A 16,881-nucleotide genomic window follows, 5' to 3' on the forward strand; every position below is an offset into this window, starting at 1 on the left:
GTCGGCGGGGCTTTCCTGGCCAACCTGTTGCCGACCGGCACGCTGGGCGACCTGCTGTCCGGCGGCTCGGTGGCGCTGCTCAACGCCGCGGTCGGCCTGGAGGTCGCGTGCGGCATGACGGTGTTGTTGGCGCAGTTTTTGGCCCAGGAGATCACCATCGCCGGGGACGGCGGCCGATGAGCGGCTACATCTACGGTGTCGCCGGCTGGCTGCTGCTGATCGGCTCGTTCGGAATCGTGCGCAGCCGCAACCTGATCCACGCCACGGTGTGCCTGTCGGTGGCCCAGGCCGGCACCTACCTGCTGCTGCTGGCGGTCGGGTATCAGCGGGGCGCCGCACCGCCGATCTTCGCCGGGTCCGGGCCGCCGCCGACGGGTGTGGTGGACCCGGTGGTGCAGGCAATGACGTTGACCGACATCGTCATCCAAGCCACCGTCACCGCGTTGCTGCTGGCGTTGGCCATCCAGATCCAAAAACGCCACCACACCCTGGACCCGGACCAGCTGTCGGCGCTCAAGGGCTGAGGCGAGCGTGCACACCACCGCGGCGCAGCTGCTTCCCCTGCTGATCGCGGCGCCCATCCTGGCCGCCTGCCTGCTGTTGGCCGCCGGCCGCTGGCTGCCCCGGGCGGCGGTCAGCGCGCTGACGGTGCTGATCGCCCTGGCCTCGACGGGCGCGGCCGGGTTGCTGGCCGTCGCGGTGGGGCAGCACCGCCTGGTGACCTGGATCGGCGGATGGGTGCCGCACGGGTCGACCGCGGTGGGTATCGCCCTGCTCGCCGACCCGATGTCGGTCGGGTTGGTGATGCTGGTCGGCGGGTTGACGGCGTGCGCGGTGCTGTACAGCTACCGCGGCCTGGATGAGGCCGGCCCCCGCTTTGATGCGCTGGTGTTGCTGTTCCTGGCGGCGATGAACGGCTTTGTGCTGGCCGCGGACCTGTTCGACTTGTTCGTGTTCCTGGAACTGATGGGGGCGGTGGCGTATGCGTTGACCGGCATCAAGATTGAAGACCGGTCGGCGATTCAGGGCGCGCTCAACTTCGGGATCATCCAATCGTTGAGCGCCTGCCTGACGTTGGTGGGCATCGCCATGCTGTACGCCCGGGTGGGGCAGCTGGGCCTGGCGCAACTGGGGATCGGGCTGCGCAGCGCGGAGCCGGACGCGCTCACCGTGGCGGCGTTCGTGTTGGTGTTGGCCGCGTTGCTGGTGAAGGCCGCGGTCGTGCCGCTTCATTTTTGGCTGGCCGACGCGCACGCGGTCGCACCGGCCGGGGTGTGCGTGCTGTTTTCCGGTGTGATGGTCGAGCTCGGGCTCTACGGCGTGTGGCGGGTGTACTGGACGGTGTTCGCCGAAGCGCTGCCGGGGCCCGCGGTCGGCCGCACCTTCCTGGCGCTCGGGGTGTTGACCGCGGTGCTCGGCGCGGTGATGTGTCTGCTGCAGCGCCACCTCAAACGGCTGCTGGCCTATTCCACGATCGGGCATATGGGGCTGTTCCTGGTGGCCACCGCGACGCTGAGCCCACCGGCCGTCGGCGGGGCGGCGGTCTACGTGGTCGGACATGCCGGTGCGAAAGCGGCGCTGTTCTTGATCGTTGGGGTGCTGCTGGACCGTCATCAAAGCGTCGACGAGCGGGACCTGGCGGGTCGCGGGCGGGGCCAGCCGCTGCTGGGCGGGCTGTATTTCGCGGCGGCGCTGGCGTTGGCCGGGTTGCCGCCGTTTGGGACCGCGCTGGGCAAGGCGCTGTCCGAGGAGGCGGTGGGGTCGCGCTGGGGCTCGGCGCTGTTCCTGGCGATCTCGGCGATGACCGGCGGCGCGGTGCTGCGGGCCGGGCTGCGGTGCTTCACCCACTGGGGGGCCGGGACGGCGCCGGTGGACGACGCCGACGCCGGCCCATCGACGACGGGGGCGGAGGAACCCGACACCGTGCTGCGCCGGATCCCGCCGAGCCTCTACGCGCCGATCATCGCGCTGCTGGCGGGTTGCCTGGCCGTCGGTGTGCTGCCTTCGGTGAGCGCGGCCGCCGACACCGCGGCCCGACGCTTCGTCGACGTCGGCGGTTATGCGGCCGCCGTGCTGGGGCAGCCGCCGGCGGGCCTACCGACCGGCCCGGCGCCCGGCTGGACGTCGACCGGGGTGGTGCTGTCGGTGCTCGGCGTGGCGGCGGCGGCGGGCGTCGCCGTGGTCGCGCTGCGTCGCGGCCCGTCGCTGCTCACCCGGATCGCGGTGACCGCGTCCCGGCCGGCGATTGCCGCGCTGCACCGGGTGCACTCCGGCCACGTCGGCGATTACGTCGCGTGGATGTTCGTCGCGCTGGCCGTGCTGGCCGGCGCCCTCGCCGGGCAACTGCGCTAGGGCGCAATTCGTGCGCGGGCCTCAGTATTTCCCGAAGACCAGGGCGACGTTGTGGCCGCCGAACCCGAACGAATTGCTGATCGCGTAGCGGTAGTCGCCCGGGCGCGGATCCCCGGCCACCACATCCAGGTCGATCTCGGGGTCGAGGGTGTGCAGGTTCAACGTCGGCGGGATGACGCCGTCCCGCAGCGCCAGCACGGTCAGGATCGCCTCCACCGCGCCGACCGCGCCGACGGAGTGACCCAGCGCGGCCTTGGGCGCGTACACCGCCGGCTTGTGGTCACCCAACGCATTGTCGATGGCCTTGCATTCGGCCAGATCGCCGATCCGGGTGCCGGTGGCGTGCGCGTTGACGTGGTCGATGTCGGTGGGCGCCAGCCCGGCCAGCTCGATCGCCCGGGTCATCGCGTAGCCGGCGCGCTCCCCCTGCGGGTCGGGGGCCACGATGTGGTAGCCGTCCGAGGTGATGGCCGCGCCCATCAGCCGGGCCAGGATGGTGGCGCCGCGGGCCTTGGCGTGCTCCTCGGTCTCGATGACCAGCAGGGCGGCGGCCTCGCCGAACACGAACCCGTTGCGGTCCTTGTCGAACGGCCGGCACGCGCCGGCCGGGTCGTCGTTGGTGGTCGACATCACGATGCGCATGGCGGCGAACCCGGCGATCGGCACCGCCTCGATCCGGTTCTCGACCCCACCGCAGATCGCGATGTCGGCCTCGTCGTAGACGATGTCGCGCCAGGCTTGGGCGATGGCTTCGGCGCCCGACGCGCACGCCGACACCGGAGTGCACACACCGGCCTTGGCGCCGCGCTCCAGCCCGATGGCGGCGGCGGACGCGTTGGGCATGTACATCTGCACGCCCAGCGGGTTCACCCCCTTCATGCCGCGGGCAACCATGTCCTGGTATCCCCAGACCAGCTGCTCGGGTGAGCCCAAGCCGGTGCCCACCGACACCATCAGCCGGTTGGTGTCCACCTCCGGCGCTCCGGCGTTCTGCCAAACCCGCCGGCCCAGCACCGTCGACATCTTGCCCAGATACGACAGTCGACGCAGCTCCACCCGGGTCAGCTCGTGGTCGAACTCCTCGAGCAGATGCCCACCGATGCGCACCGGCAGGTCGTACTCCTGCACCCACGGGTCCTCCAGCTTGCGGATCCCGCTTTGCCCGTCCAGCAGCTTCTTCCAGGTGTTGTCCACATCCGTTGCCAGCGCGGTCGTCATCGCGACGCCGGTGACAACGACATCAGGGAAACCGTTTCCGGTCGAGAACCGAGCCATGGTGTCGCCTCGTTTCGTTCGCTGCTACTTGATCAGGGTGAACTGCCCGACGTTGCTGATTCCTTTCCGGAACAGGCCCGCGCAGCCGGTCAGGTAGTGCATGTAGCGCTCATAGACCTCCTCGGACTGGATCGCGATGGCACGGTCCCGGTTGGCCTCCAGGTTGGCCGCCCAGGCTTCCAGCGTCCGCACGTAGTGCTCCGGGAACAACTGGACCTGCTCGAGGGAGAACTTGGCGGCCCGCGAAAACTCGATAATGTCGTCCTCGCCGGCCATCTCGCCGCCGGGGAAGATCTCGGTCCGCAGGAATCGGATGAACCGCAGGTCGCTCATCGTCATCGGGATGCCGTGCTCATGGTGGTAGCGCTGGGTATGGGTGAAGATGCTGTGCAACAACATTCGGCCATCGTCGGGCAGGATCTGGTAGGCGCGGTCGAAGAAGGCGGCATACCGGGTCTTCTTGAATGAGTCGAACGCCTCGATGGTGACGATGCGGTCGACCTTCTCGTCGAATTCTTCCCAGCCCTGCAAGCGGGCCTCGGCGTGACGTTTCGTCGGGAGCTCGGCCAGCGTCGCCGCGCTGTAGTCGCAGTGGTTGCGGCTCAGCGTGATCCCGATGACGTTGACGTCGTAGCGCGTGACCGCCCGGACCAAGCCGGCGCCCCACCCGCAGCCGATGTCGAGCAGCGTCATGCCCGGCTCGAGGTTGAGTTTGCTCAACGCCAAGTCGTACTTCGCGTTTTGCGCGTCCTGCAGACTCATGTCGTCGCGCTCGAAGTATGCGCAGGTGTAGGCCATCGACGGGTCTAAGAACAACGAAAAGAACTCATCGGAGATGTCGTAGGCCGCCTGCGACTCGTCGTAGTACGGTTTCAGATCGGTCATTGGTCGCCACCTTTACGCCGCGGGTTTGACCATCGTGAATTGGCAGACGTTGGTGTAGCCGTCGCGGAACAGTTCGCGGCAACCGGTCAGGTATTTCATGAAGGTCTGATACGTCTGCTCACCCTTCAGCTCGATCGCCTCGTCCCTATGTGCTTCCAGGTTCTTCGCCCAGGTATCCAACGTGCGGACATAGTTCGACCCGATCAGGTGGTGGCGGGTGATCTCGAAGCCGGCCTTGGTGGCGTGTTCGTCGACGATCGAAATCTGCGGCAACCGGCCACCGGGGTAGATCTCGGTCAGGATGAAATGGATGAACCGCAGCAGCGACATCGTCTTTTTCAGCCCGAGTCGCTCGCCCTCCTCGGCGGTGGGCACCACGATCGAATGCAGCAGCATGACGCCGTCATCCGGCAGCACGTGGTAGCACATCTTGAAGAAATCGTCGTAGCGCTCGTAGGTGCGGGCCCCATCGGCGAAGTGCTCGAAGGCCCCCAGCGACACGATGCGGTCCACCGGGTCGCTGTACTGTTCCCAGCCCTGCAGTCGCACCTCCTTGGACCGCGGGCTGTCCATCTCGGCGAACTTCTGCTGGCAGTGGGCGAGTTGGTTTTCGCTCAGCGTCAGTCCGATCACGTTGACGTCGTATTTCTCGACCGCGCGGCGCATGGTGGAACCCCACCCGCAGCCGATGTCGAGCAGCGTCATGCCCGGCTTCAGCCCCAGCTTGCCCAGCGCGAGGTCCACCTTGGCCATCTGCGCCTCTTCCAGCGTCATGTCGTCGCGTTCGAAATATGCGCAGCTGTACGTCATCGTCGGGTCCAACCAAAGTCGGAAGAAATCGTTAGACCGATCGTAGTGCGACCGAACGTGATCGACATCGGGTTTCAATTCGGTGCTACTCATTTGTGCCTCCCGGTGTGTCATAACCAGAATTTCAACCGTGCTTATAACCGGGCGCCGCCGGCGAAACGGTCGGATGGCCGGCCCGGCCGCCGGCCTCAGCTTTGTTCGCCGCCTCCCGCGCCCAGCGTGCGCTGCATGTCCGGCTTCATCGCGACCAGTTGGGCATTCCAGTAACCCCAGCTGTGCACGCCGCTGCTGTCGATATTGAATGTGGCATTGTGTCCGCCGGCGCCGGTGTAGGCGTTCTGGAAAGCGACGTTGCTTTGCAGGATGATCTGTTCGATGACCGTGCCCGGCAGGCTGCCCTCACCGATTTCCGACGGGCTGCCGTTGCCGCTGTACACCCACAGCCGGGTGTTGTTGGCGGCCAGCTTTCCGGCCTGAACGGTGGGGTCGTTGCGCTGCCATCCGGGGCCGCCGGCCGGCCCCCACATGTCTTCGGGGTTGAAGCCGCCCTCGTCGTTCATCGCCAGCTTGATCAGGCCCGGCCCGTCACCGCTGGACGGGGTGAGGTAGGCCGACAGCGAGGCGGCGTAGGCGAACTGTCCGGGATGGTAAGCGGCCAAGATCAGCGCCGAGGATCCCGACATCGACACCCCCACCACCGCGTTGCGACTGGACCGGACCCCTCGACCGGACAGGTAACCGGGCAGCTCACTGGTTAGGAACGTTTCCCACTTGTAGGTTTGGCCGTTCGCCGACCCGTACCAGTCGGTGTAGAAGCTGGCGCGTCCGCCGACCGGCGCCACCACCGAAATGCCCGACCCGGCGTACTCGTCGAATGCCGGCGTTTCGATGTCCCAGCCGCTGCGATCCTCGCGGGCCCGCAGACCGTCGAGCAGGTAGACCGCGGATGACCCGCCGCCCTGGAACTCCACGGTGATGCTGTGGCCCATCGAGGGCGACGGAACTTGCAGGAATTCCGGCGCCGCCGCCCGGGCGGGTGGTGCAGTCCCTACCAAGCCAACTAATCCGGGCAGCGCAACGGCCAGACCGGCCGCGCGTGTCAGTCGGTGCCGCCAACTCCTACTATCCGCATCCATGATTGTCCCCTTTCACCCGGCGGGAGTACCCCGCCGGAGTGCGACCGAATCCATTCAGTACTGGGTATGGAGAAAGTCAGCACTGCGGACCGAGAAAGGGGGGGAGCGTTCGAAAGCAGGGCTCATAGGGTTCCTCCGTCGCGCGGTCGTCCCGCGCCGTGGTGACACCCGCCCTGCTGTCTGAAGACAGACCACGGACTTTTCTTTCCTAGCAAACATGGGTCACTTTGTCTAGCAGCTTGCTCAGCGATCACCGCCACCGTTTACCCACTCGCCAACCGCACCGGGGAGCCCCGCCGCGATCGGGGGTCGCTGCCCGTCGCGGCCAGGCCAGTCCGCCGGGCAGAGAAGGACTTTCGGTCACCCCGGCCGGTGAGGCGTTCGCGCTGCTCGGGGCGGTGTGCGGCCCCGGCACGGGCTGCCGAAAATTGGCTGTTTGAGGTGGTGTCGACGTGGGCACCTATTGCGCATGACTGCACACCACATCGCTCATCTTCTCGGCCCCGCGGTGGTCACTGCGTGGGGCCTCAGCGCTTCCGTTCTTGCTTCCGCCATCCCATCCGCGACCGCCGAGTCGTGCCCCGACACGGAGGTGGTGTTCGCCCGCGGCACCGGCGAGCCACCCGGGGTCGGGCCCACCGGGCAGGCGTTCGTCAACGCCTTGAGCGCACGCCTGGGTAAACCGTTTGCGGTGTATCCGGTCCGCTACCCGGCCAGCGACGAGTGGGCCACCGGTGTCGACGGGGTGCGCGACGCGGGCGCCCACGTCGTTTCGCGGGCGACCAACTGTCCCAACACCAAGATGGTGCTCGGTGGCTACTCCCAGGGTGCGGCGGTGATGGGCTTCGTCACCTCGCCGACTATCCCGGATGGGGTCGATCCGGCGACGGTGCCCAAACCCCTCCAGCCCGACGTGGCGGATCACGTCGCCGCCGTCGTGCTGTTCGGAACCCCCAATGTCCGGGCCATGAGCTTCCTCAACCAGCCGCCGCTGACGATCGGAGCGGAGTATCTGCCCAAGACCCTGCAGCTGTGCGTCCCCGAGGACCCGGTCTGCTCGGACGGGATGAACTTCGCCGCGCACAACAGCTACGCAGACGACGGCAGCATCGTCAGCCAGGGAGCGGACTTCGCCGCCAGCCACTTGGCAACCACGGGTGTGCCGGTGTCGGTGGTGGCCCCGCAGCACGGGTTTGGGACCTGACACCACCCCGGTTTGGTGGACCGACCGCCGGGTACCTCTTGGCTATGGCGTTCGCACAGTACCAAGACGAGATCTATCAAAATGGGCAACGAGGGGAAAACCCCTCGTTGCCCATTACATTCGCCGACCTGGAGGCCGACGCGTCGGCGGCGATGCCGCGGTCGGTGTGGGGCTACGTGGCCGGCGGCGCCGGCGACGAGCACACCCAGCGCGCCAACCGTCGGGCATTTGAGCGCTGGGGACTGATCCCACGGATGCTGGTGGCCCCCACCGAACGTGAGCTGTCCGTCGAGCTGTTCGGGGTGCGGCTGCCGGCCCCGGTGTTCCTGGCCCCGATCGGTGTCATCGGGGTCTGCGCCCAAGACGGACACGGCGACCTCGCCAGCGCGCGGGCCGCGGCCCGCACCGGCATCCCGTTCATGGCGGGCACGCTGTCGTCGGATCCGATGGAGGACGTCGCCCCGGCGTGCGGCGATACCCCCGGATTCTTTCAGCTCTACACACCGCCGGACCGCGACATGGCCGCCAGCCTGGTGCATCGCGCCGAGCGGGCCGGGTTCAAAGGCATCGTCGTCACCCTGGACACCTGGGTGACCGGTTGGCGGCCGCGCGATCTGAGCGCCGGCAACTACCCGCAGGTGCCCAGCCGCTGCCTGGCCAACTACACCACCGACCCGGTGTTTTTGGCCAGCCTGCAACCGGGCGAAGATCCGACGCAGGCCGCGGTGCGCAAGCTGCCGATCTTCGGTGGCCCATTCCGGTGGGACGACCTCGACTGGCTGCGTGCGGAAACCCGGCTGCCGTTGATCCTGAAGGGAATCTGCCACCCCGACGATGCGCGGCGCGCCAAAGACGCCGGGGTCGACGGCATCTACTGCTCCAACCACGGTGGCCGGCAAGCCAATTGCGGTCTGCCGGCATTGGATTGCTTACCCGGGGTGTTGGAGGGCGCCGACGGGCTGCCGGTGTTGTTCGACTCCGGAATCCGCAGCGGCGCCGACATCATCAAGGCGCTCGCGCTGGGCGCGACGGCGGTGGGCATCGGCCGGCCCTACGCCTACGGGCTGGCGCTGGGCGGCGTCGACGGCATCGTGCACGTGCTGCGCACCTTGCTGGCCGAAGCCGACCTGCTGATGGCCGTCGACGGGTACCCGTCGCGCGCTGACCTCACCCCCGCGGCGCTGCGGCAGGTCGCGGGTTAGAGGTGGCGTGCGGCGAAGCCCGCCGCTTGGGCCGCCATCCCGTTGGATGCGTACAGCGTGTGCGCGCCGTTGTCGTTGCCGGTCGAGCAGACCGGGTCACCGTCCGCGCACAGGTCAATGGTTTTACCCGCGTAGCGCGGGCCGATCACGATCGGCGGCGCGTCAACCGATTCCAGGAACGCGTTGGACGGTTTCCCGAGCAGCGCAACCGCGGCAACGTGGTTGGCCACATCCAGGGGCATCGGCCCGGCGAGACCCGCCGGCAGCGTGTATCCGCTGGGAACCCTGGCGGCGGTGACGTAGCCGATCACCGCCGCGCCCTGCGAGTAGCCGCCGAGCACCATTTTGGTGGTCGGGCAGTTGGCGGCGGTGGCGCGGACATGATTGCTCGCGTCGATCACCCCGTCTGCGGCGGTGGGGAAGTCGGTACTGGCCGGGTAGTTGACCGGGTAGACGTCCAGCGATCGGCCGCCGATCTGCGAGCCCAGCGCATCGACGAACTGTTGCCCGGTGGCCCCCACCCCGGGCGGCTCGAAGGTGCCACGGGCGAACACCACCTCGACGTCCGGGCAGCCCGCCGCGGATGCGGCGACCGGTGCGGCCAGCAGCGCCGCCACGGTCACCACCGCGACGCCCAGCACGCGGGCGGTCAGGCCTGCCCGCCGGACTGTTTCGGTGCCGATAACTCTCATTGCCTGCCACCCCTCTCGTGCTGTCGACGACATCCTTTGCTTCCCCGCTGGTGACGGCGCCAAACCATGAATTTCCTAAGATTTCGGCCGGCGGCACCGATGCATGAGATGCGCCATTGTGGGTACCTCATCGGCGATGGGTACAACACGACGCGCGGGCGCTCGCGGGCACCGGCGCCGCAGAAGATGGTCCCTGACCGAGATCCGGGTCGCTGATCCCGCGGAGTTGCGGCGCACCATCAAAGGCACCGCCGTCGGCAACTTCATGGAGTGGTACGACTTCGGGGTCTACGGCTACATCGCCACCACGCTCGCACGGGTGTTTTACCCCGGCAACAGCGCCAGCGCCGGGAGCCTGCTGGCCACCTTCGGCACCCTGACGGCAGCCTTTGCGGTCCGGCCGGTGGGCGGGTTCATCTTCGGCCCGCTCGGTGACCGGATCGGGCGCAAAAAGGTGTTGGTGGCCACCATCTTGTTGATGACGTTGGGCACCACCGCCACCGGGGTGCTGCCCGGCTATCACCGCATCGGGATGTGGGCGCCGATCCTGCTCATCGTCACCCGCATCTTTCAGGGCTTCTCCACCGGCGGCGAATACGTCGGCACCATGACCTACGTCAACGAGCACGCCCCCGACCGGCGGCGCGGCATGATGGCCAGCTTCCTGCCGCTGAGCTCCCAGGCCGGATATGTGGTCGCCGGGGCGCTGGTCACCGGCCTGCACACCTGGCTGACCGACGACCAGATGCTGAGCTGGGGCTGGCGTATCCCGCTGCTGTTGAGCGCCCCGCTGGGGGTGATCGCGGTGTATCTGCGCCTGCAGCTGGAAGAGTCACCGGCCTACCAAGACGCCAACGGCGACCAGGACACGTCGGGGGATGACGGCGGACAACAGTTCCGGCGCACCATCATCGAGCAGTGGAAGCCGCTGCTGATCTGCATCGGTTTGGTGTTGGCCTACAACGTCACCGACTACATGCTGACCGGCTATCTGCCCACCTATCTGAAGGCGATCGTGCGCATCGGCCACACCGCCGGGCTGGCGATGATCGTGCTGACGCTGCTGGTGGTGATGTCGGCGGTGGTGTTCGTGGCGCGGCTGTCCGACCGCATCGGCGTCAAACCGGTGCTGTGGACCGGTTGCGGGCTGCTGCTCGCGGGCTCGGTGCCGGCGTTCCTGCTCATCCGGTCCGGCGGCGGCTACCCGGTGGTGTTCGCCGGGGTGCTGCTGATCGGGGTGATGTTGCTGTGCTTCGACAGCACCCTGCCCGCCACGCTGCCGGCGCTGTTCCCCACCACGGTGCGCTACGGCGCGCTGGCCGTCGGATTCAACATCTCGGTGTCGGCGTTCGGCGGAACCACCCCGCTGATCGCCGAGGCGCTGATCTCGGGCACCGGCAACCTGATGGTGCCGGCCTACCTGCTGATGGCGGCGGGCCTGATCGGCATGGTCGCGCTGCGGTTCACCCCCGAGGTGGCCGGCAAGCGGCTACCGGGTTCGGCGCCGTCGGTGGAAAACGAACGCCAGGCCCGCGACTTAGCGCAGGGCCGGCCGGTGGGCTAAGCCGATTTGGGGGTCACCTGCCGTGGCGGGCTGGGCGCCATGTAGCCGACGCCGCGGACCGTGTCGACAATCGATTCGTGTTCGGCGCCCAGCTTGGCGCGCAACCGCTGCACGTGCACGTCGACGGTGCGCCGGCCGCATTCGTGGCCCCAGACCTCATGCATCAGCCGGGTGCGGGTGAACGCTCGACCGGCGTGCTGGACAAGGAAACTCAACAACTTGAACTCGGTCAGCGTCAGGTCCAGTTCCCGGTCGGCCAGCGACGCGATATAGCTGGCCGGGTGCAGGACGAGGTCACCAAACTGCAGGGTGTCTTCGACCGCCTTGTGCCGACGGGCGATCGCCAACCGCAACCGGGTCTGCAGCTCGGCGGTGCAGGCGGTGGGCAGCACCACATCGTCGACGTGCCACTCCAGATCGACCGCCACGAAGTCCTCCGGGGACACCACCGCGACCACGGCGAGCTGCGGCGCCGCCACGGTGATCTTGCGGCAGGCCTGCCGGGCGGCGGGCAGGTCGGTGCGCGCATCCACCACCGCCACGTCGGGGCCGTCGAACTGCTGCGGGCTGGGTTTGCCGAGGGGGGGCGTGCACCACGGTCTCAGCAACCAACGGCAACGTTGGTAAGACCACGTCCGGATCGGACTGATCCGTCAGCAACAACACGTTCACCGACATCTCCCGCGCTCCCTCCCTGAACAATACCGGTGAATACCCGGCGGGGGGCGGAAATAATCGTCTAGAGTCGAAACACGGGCGCGAGCAGACGCAAAATCGCATCGCGCGAACGCCTTTTGTGCGATTTTGCGTCTGCTCGCGCTGGCGTTTCTGTTGGAACATCTCCGCTGCCCTCAATCAGATTCTGGCCGCCGATCAGCGCGGCTTCGTTTGTCGGCGCCTGGGGCGGGTACCCACGCGGGGAATTCCTATGCCGAGACGAGAGGAGTCACGGTGGCGACCAACGACCGGGATGCAAAGCAGCGGCAGCTGGACGAATACCGGTGCAGCCGGGACAGCGGGTACCTGACGACGCAGCAGGGGGTGCGGGTCGACCACACCGACGACGCGCTGACCGTGGGGGAGCGGGGCCCGACGCTGTTGGAGGACTTCCACGCCCGCGAAAAGATCACCCACTTCGACCACGAGCGGATCCCCGAACGCGTCGTGCACGCCCGCGGGTCGGGCGCCTACGGCTACTTCGAGCCCTACGACGACTCGCTGGCGCCGTACACCGCCGCCAACTTCCTCACCACCCCGGGCAAGCAGACCCCGGTGTTCGTGCGGTTCTCCACCGTCGCCGGCTTCCGCGGCTCCGCCGACACCGTCCGCGACGTGCGCGGTTTCGCGACGAAGTTTTACACCGATCAGGGCAACTACGACCTGGTGGGCAACAACTTCCCGGTGTTCTTCATCCAGGACGGCATCAAATTCCCCGACTTCGTGCATGCGGTGAAACCCGAACCGCACAACGAGATCCCGCAAGCCCAGTCCGCGCACGACACCCTATGGGATTTCGTGTCGCTGCAGCCCGAAACGTTGCACACCATCATGTGGCTGATGTCGGACCGGGCGCTGCCGCGCAGTTACCGGATGATGCAGGGCTTCGGCGTGCACACCTTCCGGTTCGTCAACGCCGACGGCGAAGGCACCTTCGTGAAGTTCCATTGGAAGCCGAAACTCGGGGTGCATTCGCTGATCTGGGACGAATGCCAGAAGATCGCCGGCAAGGACCCCGACTTCAACCGCCGCGATTTGTGGGAGGCCATCGAGGCCGGCCTGTACCCGGAATGGGAACTCGGAGTGCAACTGGTCCCCGAGAGCGATGAGTTCAACTTCGCGTTCGACTTGCTCGACGCGACGAAAATCATCCCCGAGGAACAGGTTCCGGTGCGGCCGGTGGGCAAGATGGTGCTCAACCGCAACCCGGACAACTTTTTCGCCGAAACCGAGCAGGTGGCGTTTTGCACCGCCAACGTGGTGCCGGGCATCGATTTCACCAACGATCCGCTGCTGCAGTTCCGCAACTTCTCCTACCTCGACACCCAGTTGATCCGGCTCGGCGGCCCCAACTTCGCGCAACTGCCGATCAACCGGCCCATCGCCGACGTCCGCACCAACCAGCACGACGGCTACGGGCAGATCTCGATCCCGCAGGGCAAGTCCAGCTACTACAAGAACTCGGTCGGCGGCGGCTGCCCGGCCATCGCCGACGAGGGCGTGTTCCGGCATTACACCCAGAAGGTGGAGGGCAAGAAAATCCGTCAACGCGCCGAAAGCTTCGCCGACCATTACAGCCAGGCCCGGATGTTTTGGAAGAGCATGGCACCGGTCGAGGCCGAGCACATCGTCGCCGCCTACGCGTTCGAGTTGGGCAAGGTGGAGGCGCCCGAAATCCGGTCGCGGGTGGTCGATCAGCTGAACCTCGTCGACCACGACCTGGCCGCGCAGGTCGCCGGCAAACTGGGGCTGCCGGTGCCCGACGAGCAACCCGTCGACGACAAGTTGGCGGCCTCCCCGGCGCTGTCCCAGCTCAACACCGCCACCGACAGCATCCAAAGCCGCAAGGTCGCGATTTTGGCCGCCGACGGGGTCGACGTGCAAGGCACCGAAGCGTTGGTGGCGGCGCTGCGGCAGCGCGGCGCCATCGCCGAGGTGCTGGCGCCGACCGCCGGCGGCACCCTGGCCGGCGGGTCCGGCGGCGAGCTGGCCGTCGACCGGGCCATCACCACCATGGCGTCGGTGCTCTACGACGCGGTCGTGGTGCCGTGCGGGCCGGACGCCGTGGAGACGCTCGCCGGTGACGGGTACGCGATGCACTTTGTCACCGAGGCCTATAAGCACCTCAAGCCGGTGGCGGCGTTCGGTGCCGGCATCAAGTTGTTGCCGAAAGCCGGGATCGGCGAACGCATCGCCGACAGCACCGACGTTGTCGACGCCCACGGCGTGGTGACGACAACCGCGGCGGCCGGTGACCTGTCCGATGCGTTCTTCGACGCCTTCGCCGCCGCGCTGGCCAAGCATCGGGTCTGGGACCGGCAAACCGACGCCGTGCCGGCATAACCGCGGGCATAGTGGCGGGGTGGATGTGCTGCGGGTGGCCGATGAAGTCGCCGACGCGCTGCACGCTGGTCGGCCGGTGGTGGCGCTGGAGACCACCCTGGTGTCGCACGGTTTTTCCCACGGTCGCGGGTTGGCGGCCGCGCAGGCAGCCGAGCGGCGGGTGCGGGCCGCCGGGGCGGTGCCGTGCACCGTCGGCATTGTCGACGGTTGGGTGCGCGCCGGGCTGGGCGCCGCGGACCTGGACCGTTTCGCCGAGGCCGGCACCACCGCACGCAAGGCCGGGGCTCGAGACATCGCGGCCTGTGTGGCGCAACGGGCGTTGGGCGCCACCACCGTCGGTGGGACGTTGGCGGTCTGCCGGGTGCTGGGCATCCGCTTTATGGCCACCGGCGGGATCGGCGGGGTGCACCGCGGTTTCGCCGAAACCCTCGACATCTCCGGCGATCTGATCCAGCTGGCCCGCACCCCGGCCCTGGTGGTGTGCTCGGGCGCCAAAGCCATCCTGGATGTGCCCGCCACCGCCGAGCTGCTGGAAACCCTCAACGTGCCGGTGCTGGGGTGGCGGGTGGAGACGCTGCCGGTCTTCTACAGCGGCGAGGGCGGTCCGACGGTCGCCGCCCGCGTCGAGACCGCCGCCGAAGCCGCCCGGGTCGGACTGATCCACTGGCAGCTGGCCGGCGAATCGGGGCTGCTGCTGGGCCGGGCGCCCGATCCGGGGCTAGACATCGAGCCGGTGCTCGCCGAGGCGGTCGAGCGGGTGCAGCACGCGGGGGTGACCGGCCCGGCGGTGACGCCGGCGGTGCTGGCGCTGGTGGAAGAACTGACCGGCGGCGCCAGTGTCGCGGTCAACCAACAACTGATCGCCGACAACGCCGCACTGGCCGCCGAGGTTGCCGTCGCGCACGCCGAACTCGGCTAACGCAGCCAATACCCGGCCTCGGCTAACGCGCGCTGCGGGGTCCGGCCGCTGGCGCGGAACAGCTCCTCGCCCCACTCGATCTGTAACCCTTCGCCACCGGTGATCCCGAACAGGTGGGTGCAAACCGGGTCGTCGGCCAGCTCGGGGGGATCGGTGGCCAGCAGCACCCGCATCGCCCACATCGATTGCGCCGCCGCGACCATCGAGTAGCCGCGCAGCGGCGGGTCGAGGCGGTACAGCTCAATGTCACCCGGATACATGACCGCCCAGACCGAACCCGGGTCCGCATGCGGCACCTTCCCGACGAACCGCGCGACCCCCGCCATGCTTGCTCCCCCCGACCGAGCCGACCCGATGGTTTAGTACCGTACCCGGTCATTGCTCGGCGAGCGGCTGGGCGAAGCGCCGATTGTGCGGTTTCATACGCTTTTCGGCGACGAGGCGTATGAAACCGCACAATCGGCGCAATTTCGCCAGTTAGCCGAACTGCACGCCCTGGGCCAGTGGCAGCTCGTCGGAGTAGTTGACGGTGTTGGTGGCCCGACGCATGTACGCCTTCCACGCGTCCGAGCCCGACTCGCGGCCACCGCCGGTTTGCTTCTCCCCGCCGGACGCGCCGCCGATCTCCGCCCCCGACGTGCCGATGTTGACGTTGGTGATGCCGCAGTCCGACCCGTCGATGAACCGCTCCGCCTCCCGCATGTCGGTGGTGAAGATCGCCGACGAAAGACCCTGCGGCACCGCATTGTTCAACGCGATCGCCTCGTCCAGGTGCTGGTAGGTCAGCACGTACAGGATCGGCGCGAACGTCTCGGCGGCCACGATGTCGGTCTGGGCCGGCATCCGCACCACCGCCGGGGTGACGTAGTAGGCGCTGTCATCACCGACCTCGTGGCGCTCACCGCCGATCACCTCGCCGCCGTCGGCGGCCGCCTGCTGCAGCGCGCCCACCATGTCGCGGTAGGCGGTCTCGTGGATCAGCGGGCCGATCAGCGTGCCGTCGGCGAACGGATCGCCGATGGGCAGCTGCCGGTAGGCGGCCGCGATGCGCGCCACCAGGTCGTCGGCCACCGAACGGTGCACGATCAGCCGCCGCAAACTCGTGCAGCGCTGCCCGGCGGTGCCCGCGGCGGCGAACACGATGGCGCGCACCGCCAGATCCAGCTCCGCCGACGGCGTCACGACCGCGGCGTTGTTGCCGCCCAGCTCCAGCAGCACCCGACCGAACCGCCCGGCCACCCGAGGGCCCACCTGCCGGCCCATCCGCACCGACCCGGTCGCCGACACCAGCGCCACCCGCGGATCGTCGACCAGCCGCTCGCCGAGATCCGGGCCGCCCAGCAGCAGACCGCTCACCGCGGCGGGCGCCCCCACGTCGGCGGCGGCGCGGGACAGCAGCGCCTGGCAGGCCAGCGCGGTCAACGGGGTCAGCTCCGAGGGCTTCCACACCACCGGATCCCCGCACACCAACGCCACCGCGGTGTTCCACGACCATACCGCCACCGGGAAGTTGAACGCGGTGATCACCCCCGCGACACCGAGCGGGTGCCAGGTCTCCATCAGCCGATGCCCGGGTCGCTCCGAGGCGATGGTGCGGCCGTACAGCTGCCGCGACAGGCCGACGGCGAACTGGCAGATGTCGATCATCTCCTGCACCTCGCCGCGCGCCTCGGCGGTGATCTTGCCGGCCTCGATCGTCACCAGCGCCGCCAGCTCCTCCTGGTGCTGCACCAGCAGCTCGCCCAGCCGGGCCACCAGCGCGCCGCGCACCGGGGCCGGGGT

General features: G+C 68.3%; 15 protein-coding genes and 1 pseudogene. 8 read left to right on the forward strand and 8 right to left on the reverse strand.

What is annotated here, in order from left to right:
* The 3 genes and pseudogenes from BKN37_RS18915 to BKN37_RS18925 all read left to right on the forward strand — a co-directional run.
* A pseudogene (locus BKN37_RS18915) lies at window positions 1-180 on the forward strand (sodium:proton antiporter); the annotation flags it as partial.
* The gene (locus BKN37_RS18920) at window positions 177-524 is read left to right on the forward strand and encodes a sodium:proton antiporter (RefSeq protein WP_071028504.1); all 348 of its coding nucleotides are present in this window, start codon (window positions 177-179) and stop codon (window positions 522-524) included. The pseudogene BKN37_RS18915 and the gene BKN37_RS18920, both read left to right, overlap by 4 nt.
* A 7-nt stretch (window positions 525-531) precedes the next feature.
* Window positions 532-2,352 carry a complex I subunit 5 family protein gene (locus BKN37_RS18925; protein WP_071028505.1) on the forward strand — a complete coding sequence of 607 codons (1,821 nt, stop codon included), beginning with the start codon at window positions 532-534 and terminating at the stop codon, window positions 2,350-2,352.
* 21 nt (window positions 2,353-2,373) lie between these two features.
* On the opposite strand, the gene kasB is transcribed toward BKN37_RS18925, so the two are convergent.
* The 4 genes from kasB to BKN37_RS18945 all read right to left on the reverse strand — a co-directional run bounded on the left by kasB (window position 2,374) and on the right by BKN37_RS18945 (window position 6,458).
* Window positions 2,374-3,627, reverse strand: a complete 1,254-nt coding sequence (gene kasB / locus BKN37_RS18930; protein WP_071028506.1) for a 3-oxoacyl-ACP synthase KasB — start codon at window positions 3,625-3,627, stop codon at window positions 2,374-2,376.
* A gap of 24 nt (window positions 3,628-3,651) precedes the next feature.
* Window positions 3,652-4,512: a cyclopropane mycolic acid synthase family methyltransferase gene (locus tag BKN37_RS18935; protein ID WP_071028507.1), complete on the reverse strand. Its 861-nt coding sequence runs from the start codon at window positions 4,510-4,512 to the stop codon at window positions 3,652-3,654.
* Window positions 4,513-4,524: 12 nt separating this feature from the next.
* The gene (locus BKN37_RS18940; protein ID WP_071028508.1) at window positions 4,525-5,436 is read right to left on the reverse strand and encodes a cyclopropane mycolic acid synthase family methyltransferase; all 912 of its coding nucleotides are present in this window, start codon (window positions 5,434-5,436) and stop codon (window positions 4,525-4,527) included.
* A 74-nt stretch (window positions 5,437-5,510) separates the two neighbouring features.
* A complete protein-coding gene (locus tag BKN37_RS18945; protein WP_071028509.1) occupies window positions 5,511-6,458 on the reverse strand; it encodes an esterase family protein in 948 nt (315 codons plus the stop codon).
* Window positions 6,459-6,927: 469 nt separating this feature from the next.
* On the opposite strand from BKN37_RS18945, the gene BKN37_RS18950 reads away from it, so the two are divergent.
* Both BKN37_RS18950 and BKN37_RS18955 read left to right on the forward strand, forming a co-directional pair.
* A complete protein-coding gene (locus BKN37_RS18950) occupies window positions 6,928-7,662 on the forward strand; it encodes a cutinase family protein (RefSeq protein WP_071028510.1) in 735 nt (244 codons plus the stop codon).
* A gap of 44 nt (window positions 7,663-7,706) precedes the next feature.
* Window positions 7,707-8,864, forward strand: coding sequence for an alpha-hydroxy-acid oxidizing protein (locus BKN37_RS18955; protein WP_071028511.1), 1,158 nt, complete (start codon window positions 7,707-7,709; stop codon window positions 8,862-8,864).
* Here the strand turns inward: BKN37_RS18955 and BKN37_RS18960 are convergent.
* A complete protein-coding gene (locus BKN37_RS18960; protein WP_071028512.1) occupies window positions 8,861-9,556 on the reverse strand; it encodes a cutinase family protein in 696 nt (231 codons plus the stop codon). The two genes, BKN37_RS18955 and BKN37_RS18960, sit on opposite strands and share 4 nt — an antisense overlap.
* Window positions 9,557-9,782: 226 nt before the next feature.
* Here BKN37_RS18960 and BKN37_RS18965 point away from each other — a divergent pair, with 226 nt between their 5' ends.
* Window positions 9,783-11,120, forward strand: coding sequence for an MFS transporter (locus tag BKN37_RS18965; RefSeq protein WP_071028513.1), 1,338 nt, complete (start codon window positions 9,783-9,785; stop codon window positions 11,118-11,120).
* Here the strand turns inward: BKN37_RS18965 and BKN37_RS18970 are convergent.
* Entirely contained in the window at window positions 11,117-11,728 is a 612-nt protein-coding gene (locus BKN37_RS18970; RefSeq protein WP_242657294.1) for a winged helix-turn-helix transcriptional regulator, read from the reverse strand. The genes BKN37_RS18965 and BKN37_RS18970 overlap by 4 nt on opposite strands.
* Before the next feature lie 343 nt (window positions 11,729-12,071).
* Between BKN37_RS18970 and BKN37_RS18975 the strand changes: the two genes are divergently transcribed.
* Window positions 12,072-14,180 (forward strand): catalase, encoded by a 2,109-nt coding sequence (locus tag BKN37_RS18975; RefSeq protein ID WP_071028514.1) that lies wholly within the window; start codon window positions 12,072-12,074, stop codon window positions 14,178-14,180.
* A 19-nt stretch (window positions 14,181-14,199) separates the two neighbouring features.
* Window positions 14,200-15,099, forward strand: a complete 900-nt coding sequence (locus tag BKN37_RS18980) for a pseudouridine-5'-phosphate glycosidase (RefSeq protein WP_165618364.1) — start codon at window positions 14,200-14,202, stop codon at window positions 15,097-15,099.
* Here BKN37_RS18980 and BKN37_RS18985 read toward each other — a convergent pair.
* Both BKN37_RS18985 and amaB read right to left on the reverse strand, forming a co-directional pair.
* Window positions 15,096-15,425 (reverse strand): hypothetical protein, encoded by a 330-nt coding sequence (locus BKN37_RS18985; RefSeq protein ID WP_071028515.1) that lies wholly within the window; start codon window positions 15,423-15,425, stop codon window positions 15,096-15,098. The genes BKN37_RS18980 and BKN37_RS18985 overlap by 4 nt on opposite strands.
* 151 nt (window positions 15,426-15,576) lie before the next feature.
* Window positions 15,577-16,881: L-piperidine-6-carboxylate dehydrogenase (gene amaB / locus BKN37_RS18990; RefSeq protein ID WP_071028517.1), on the reverse strand; the 1,305-nt coding region annotated here is incomplete at its 5' end.

Origin of the sequence: Mycobacterium talmoniae, from assembly GCF_001854525.1 — a bacterium.
GTDB lineage: Bacteria > Actinomycetota > Actinomycetes > Mycobacteriales > Mycobacteriaceae > Mycobacterium > Mycobacterium talmoniae.

Bases quoted from the DNA above. Each gene is read 5' to 3' on its own strand.
- BKN37_RS18920 (WP_071028504.1), top strand. From the start codon at position 177: ATGAGCGGCTACATCTACGGTGTCGCCGGCTGGCTGCTGCTGATCGGC.
- kasB (WP_071028506.1), bottom strand. From the start codon at position 3,627: ATGGCTCGGTTCTCGACCGGAAACGGTTTCCCTGATGTCGTTGTCACC.
- BKN37_RS18935 (WP_071028507.1), bottom strand. From the start codon at position 4,512: ATGACCGATCTGAAACCGTACTACGACGAGTCGCAGGCGGCCTACGAC.
- BKN37_RS18940 (WP_071028508.1), bottom strand. From the start codon at position 5,436: ATGACACACCGGGAGGCACAAATGAGTAGCACCGAATTGAAACCCGAT.
- BKN37_RS18945 (WP_071028509.1), bottom strand. From the start codon at position 6,458: ATGGATGCGGATAGTAGGAGTTGGCGGCACCGACTGACACGCGCGGCC.
- BKN37_RS18950 (WP_071028510.1), top strand. From the start codon at position 6,928: ATGACTGCACACCACATCGCTCATCTTCTCGGCCCCGCGGTGGTCACT.
- BKN37_RS18955 (WP_071028511.1), top strand. From the start codon at position 7,707: ATGGCGTTCGCACAGTACCAAGACGAGATCTATCAAAATGGGCAACGA.
- BKN37_RS18960 (WP_071028512.1), bottom strand. From the start codon at position 9,556: ATGAGAGTTATCGGCACCGAAACAGTCCGGCGGGCAGGCCTGACCGCC.
- BKN37_RS18985 (WP_071028515.1), bottom strand. From the start codon at position 15,425: ATGGCGGGGGTCGCGCGGTTCGTCGGGAAGGTGCCGCATGCGGACCCG.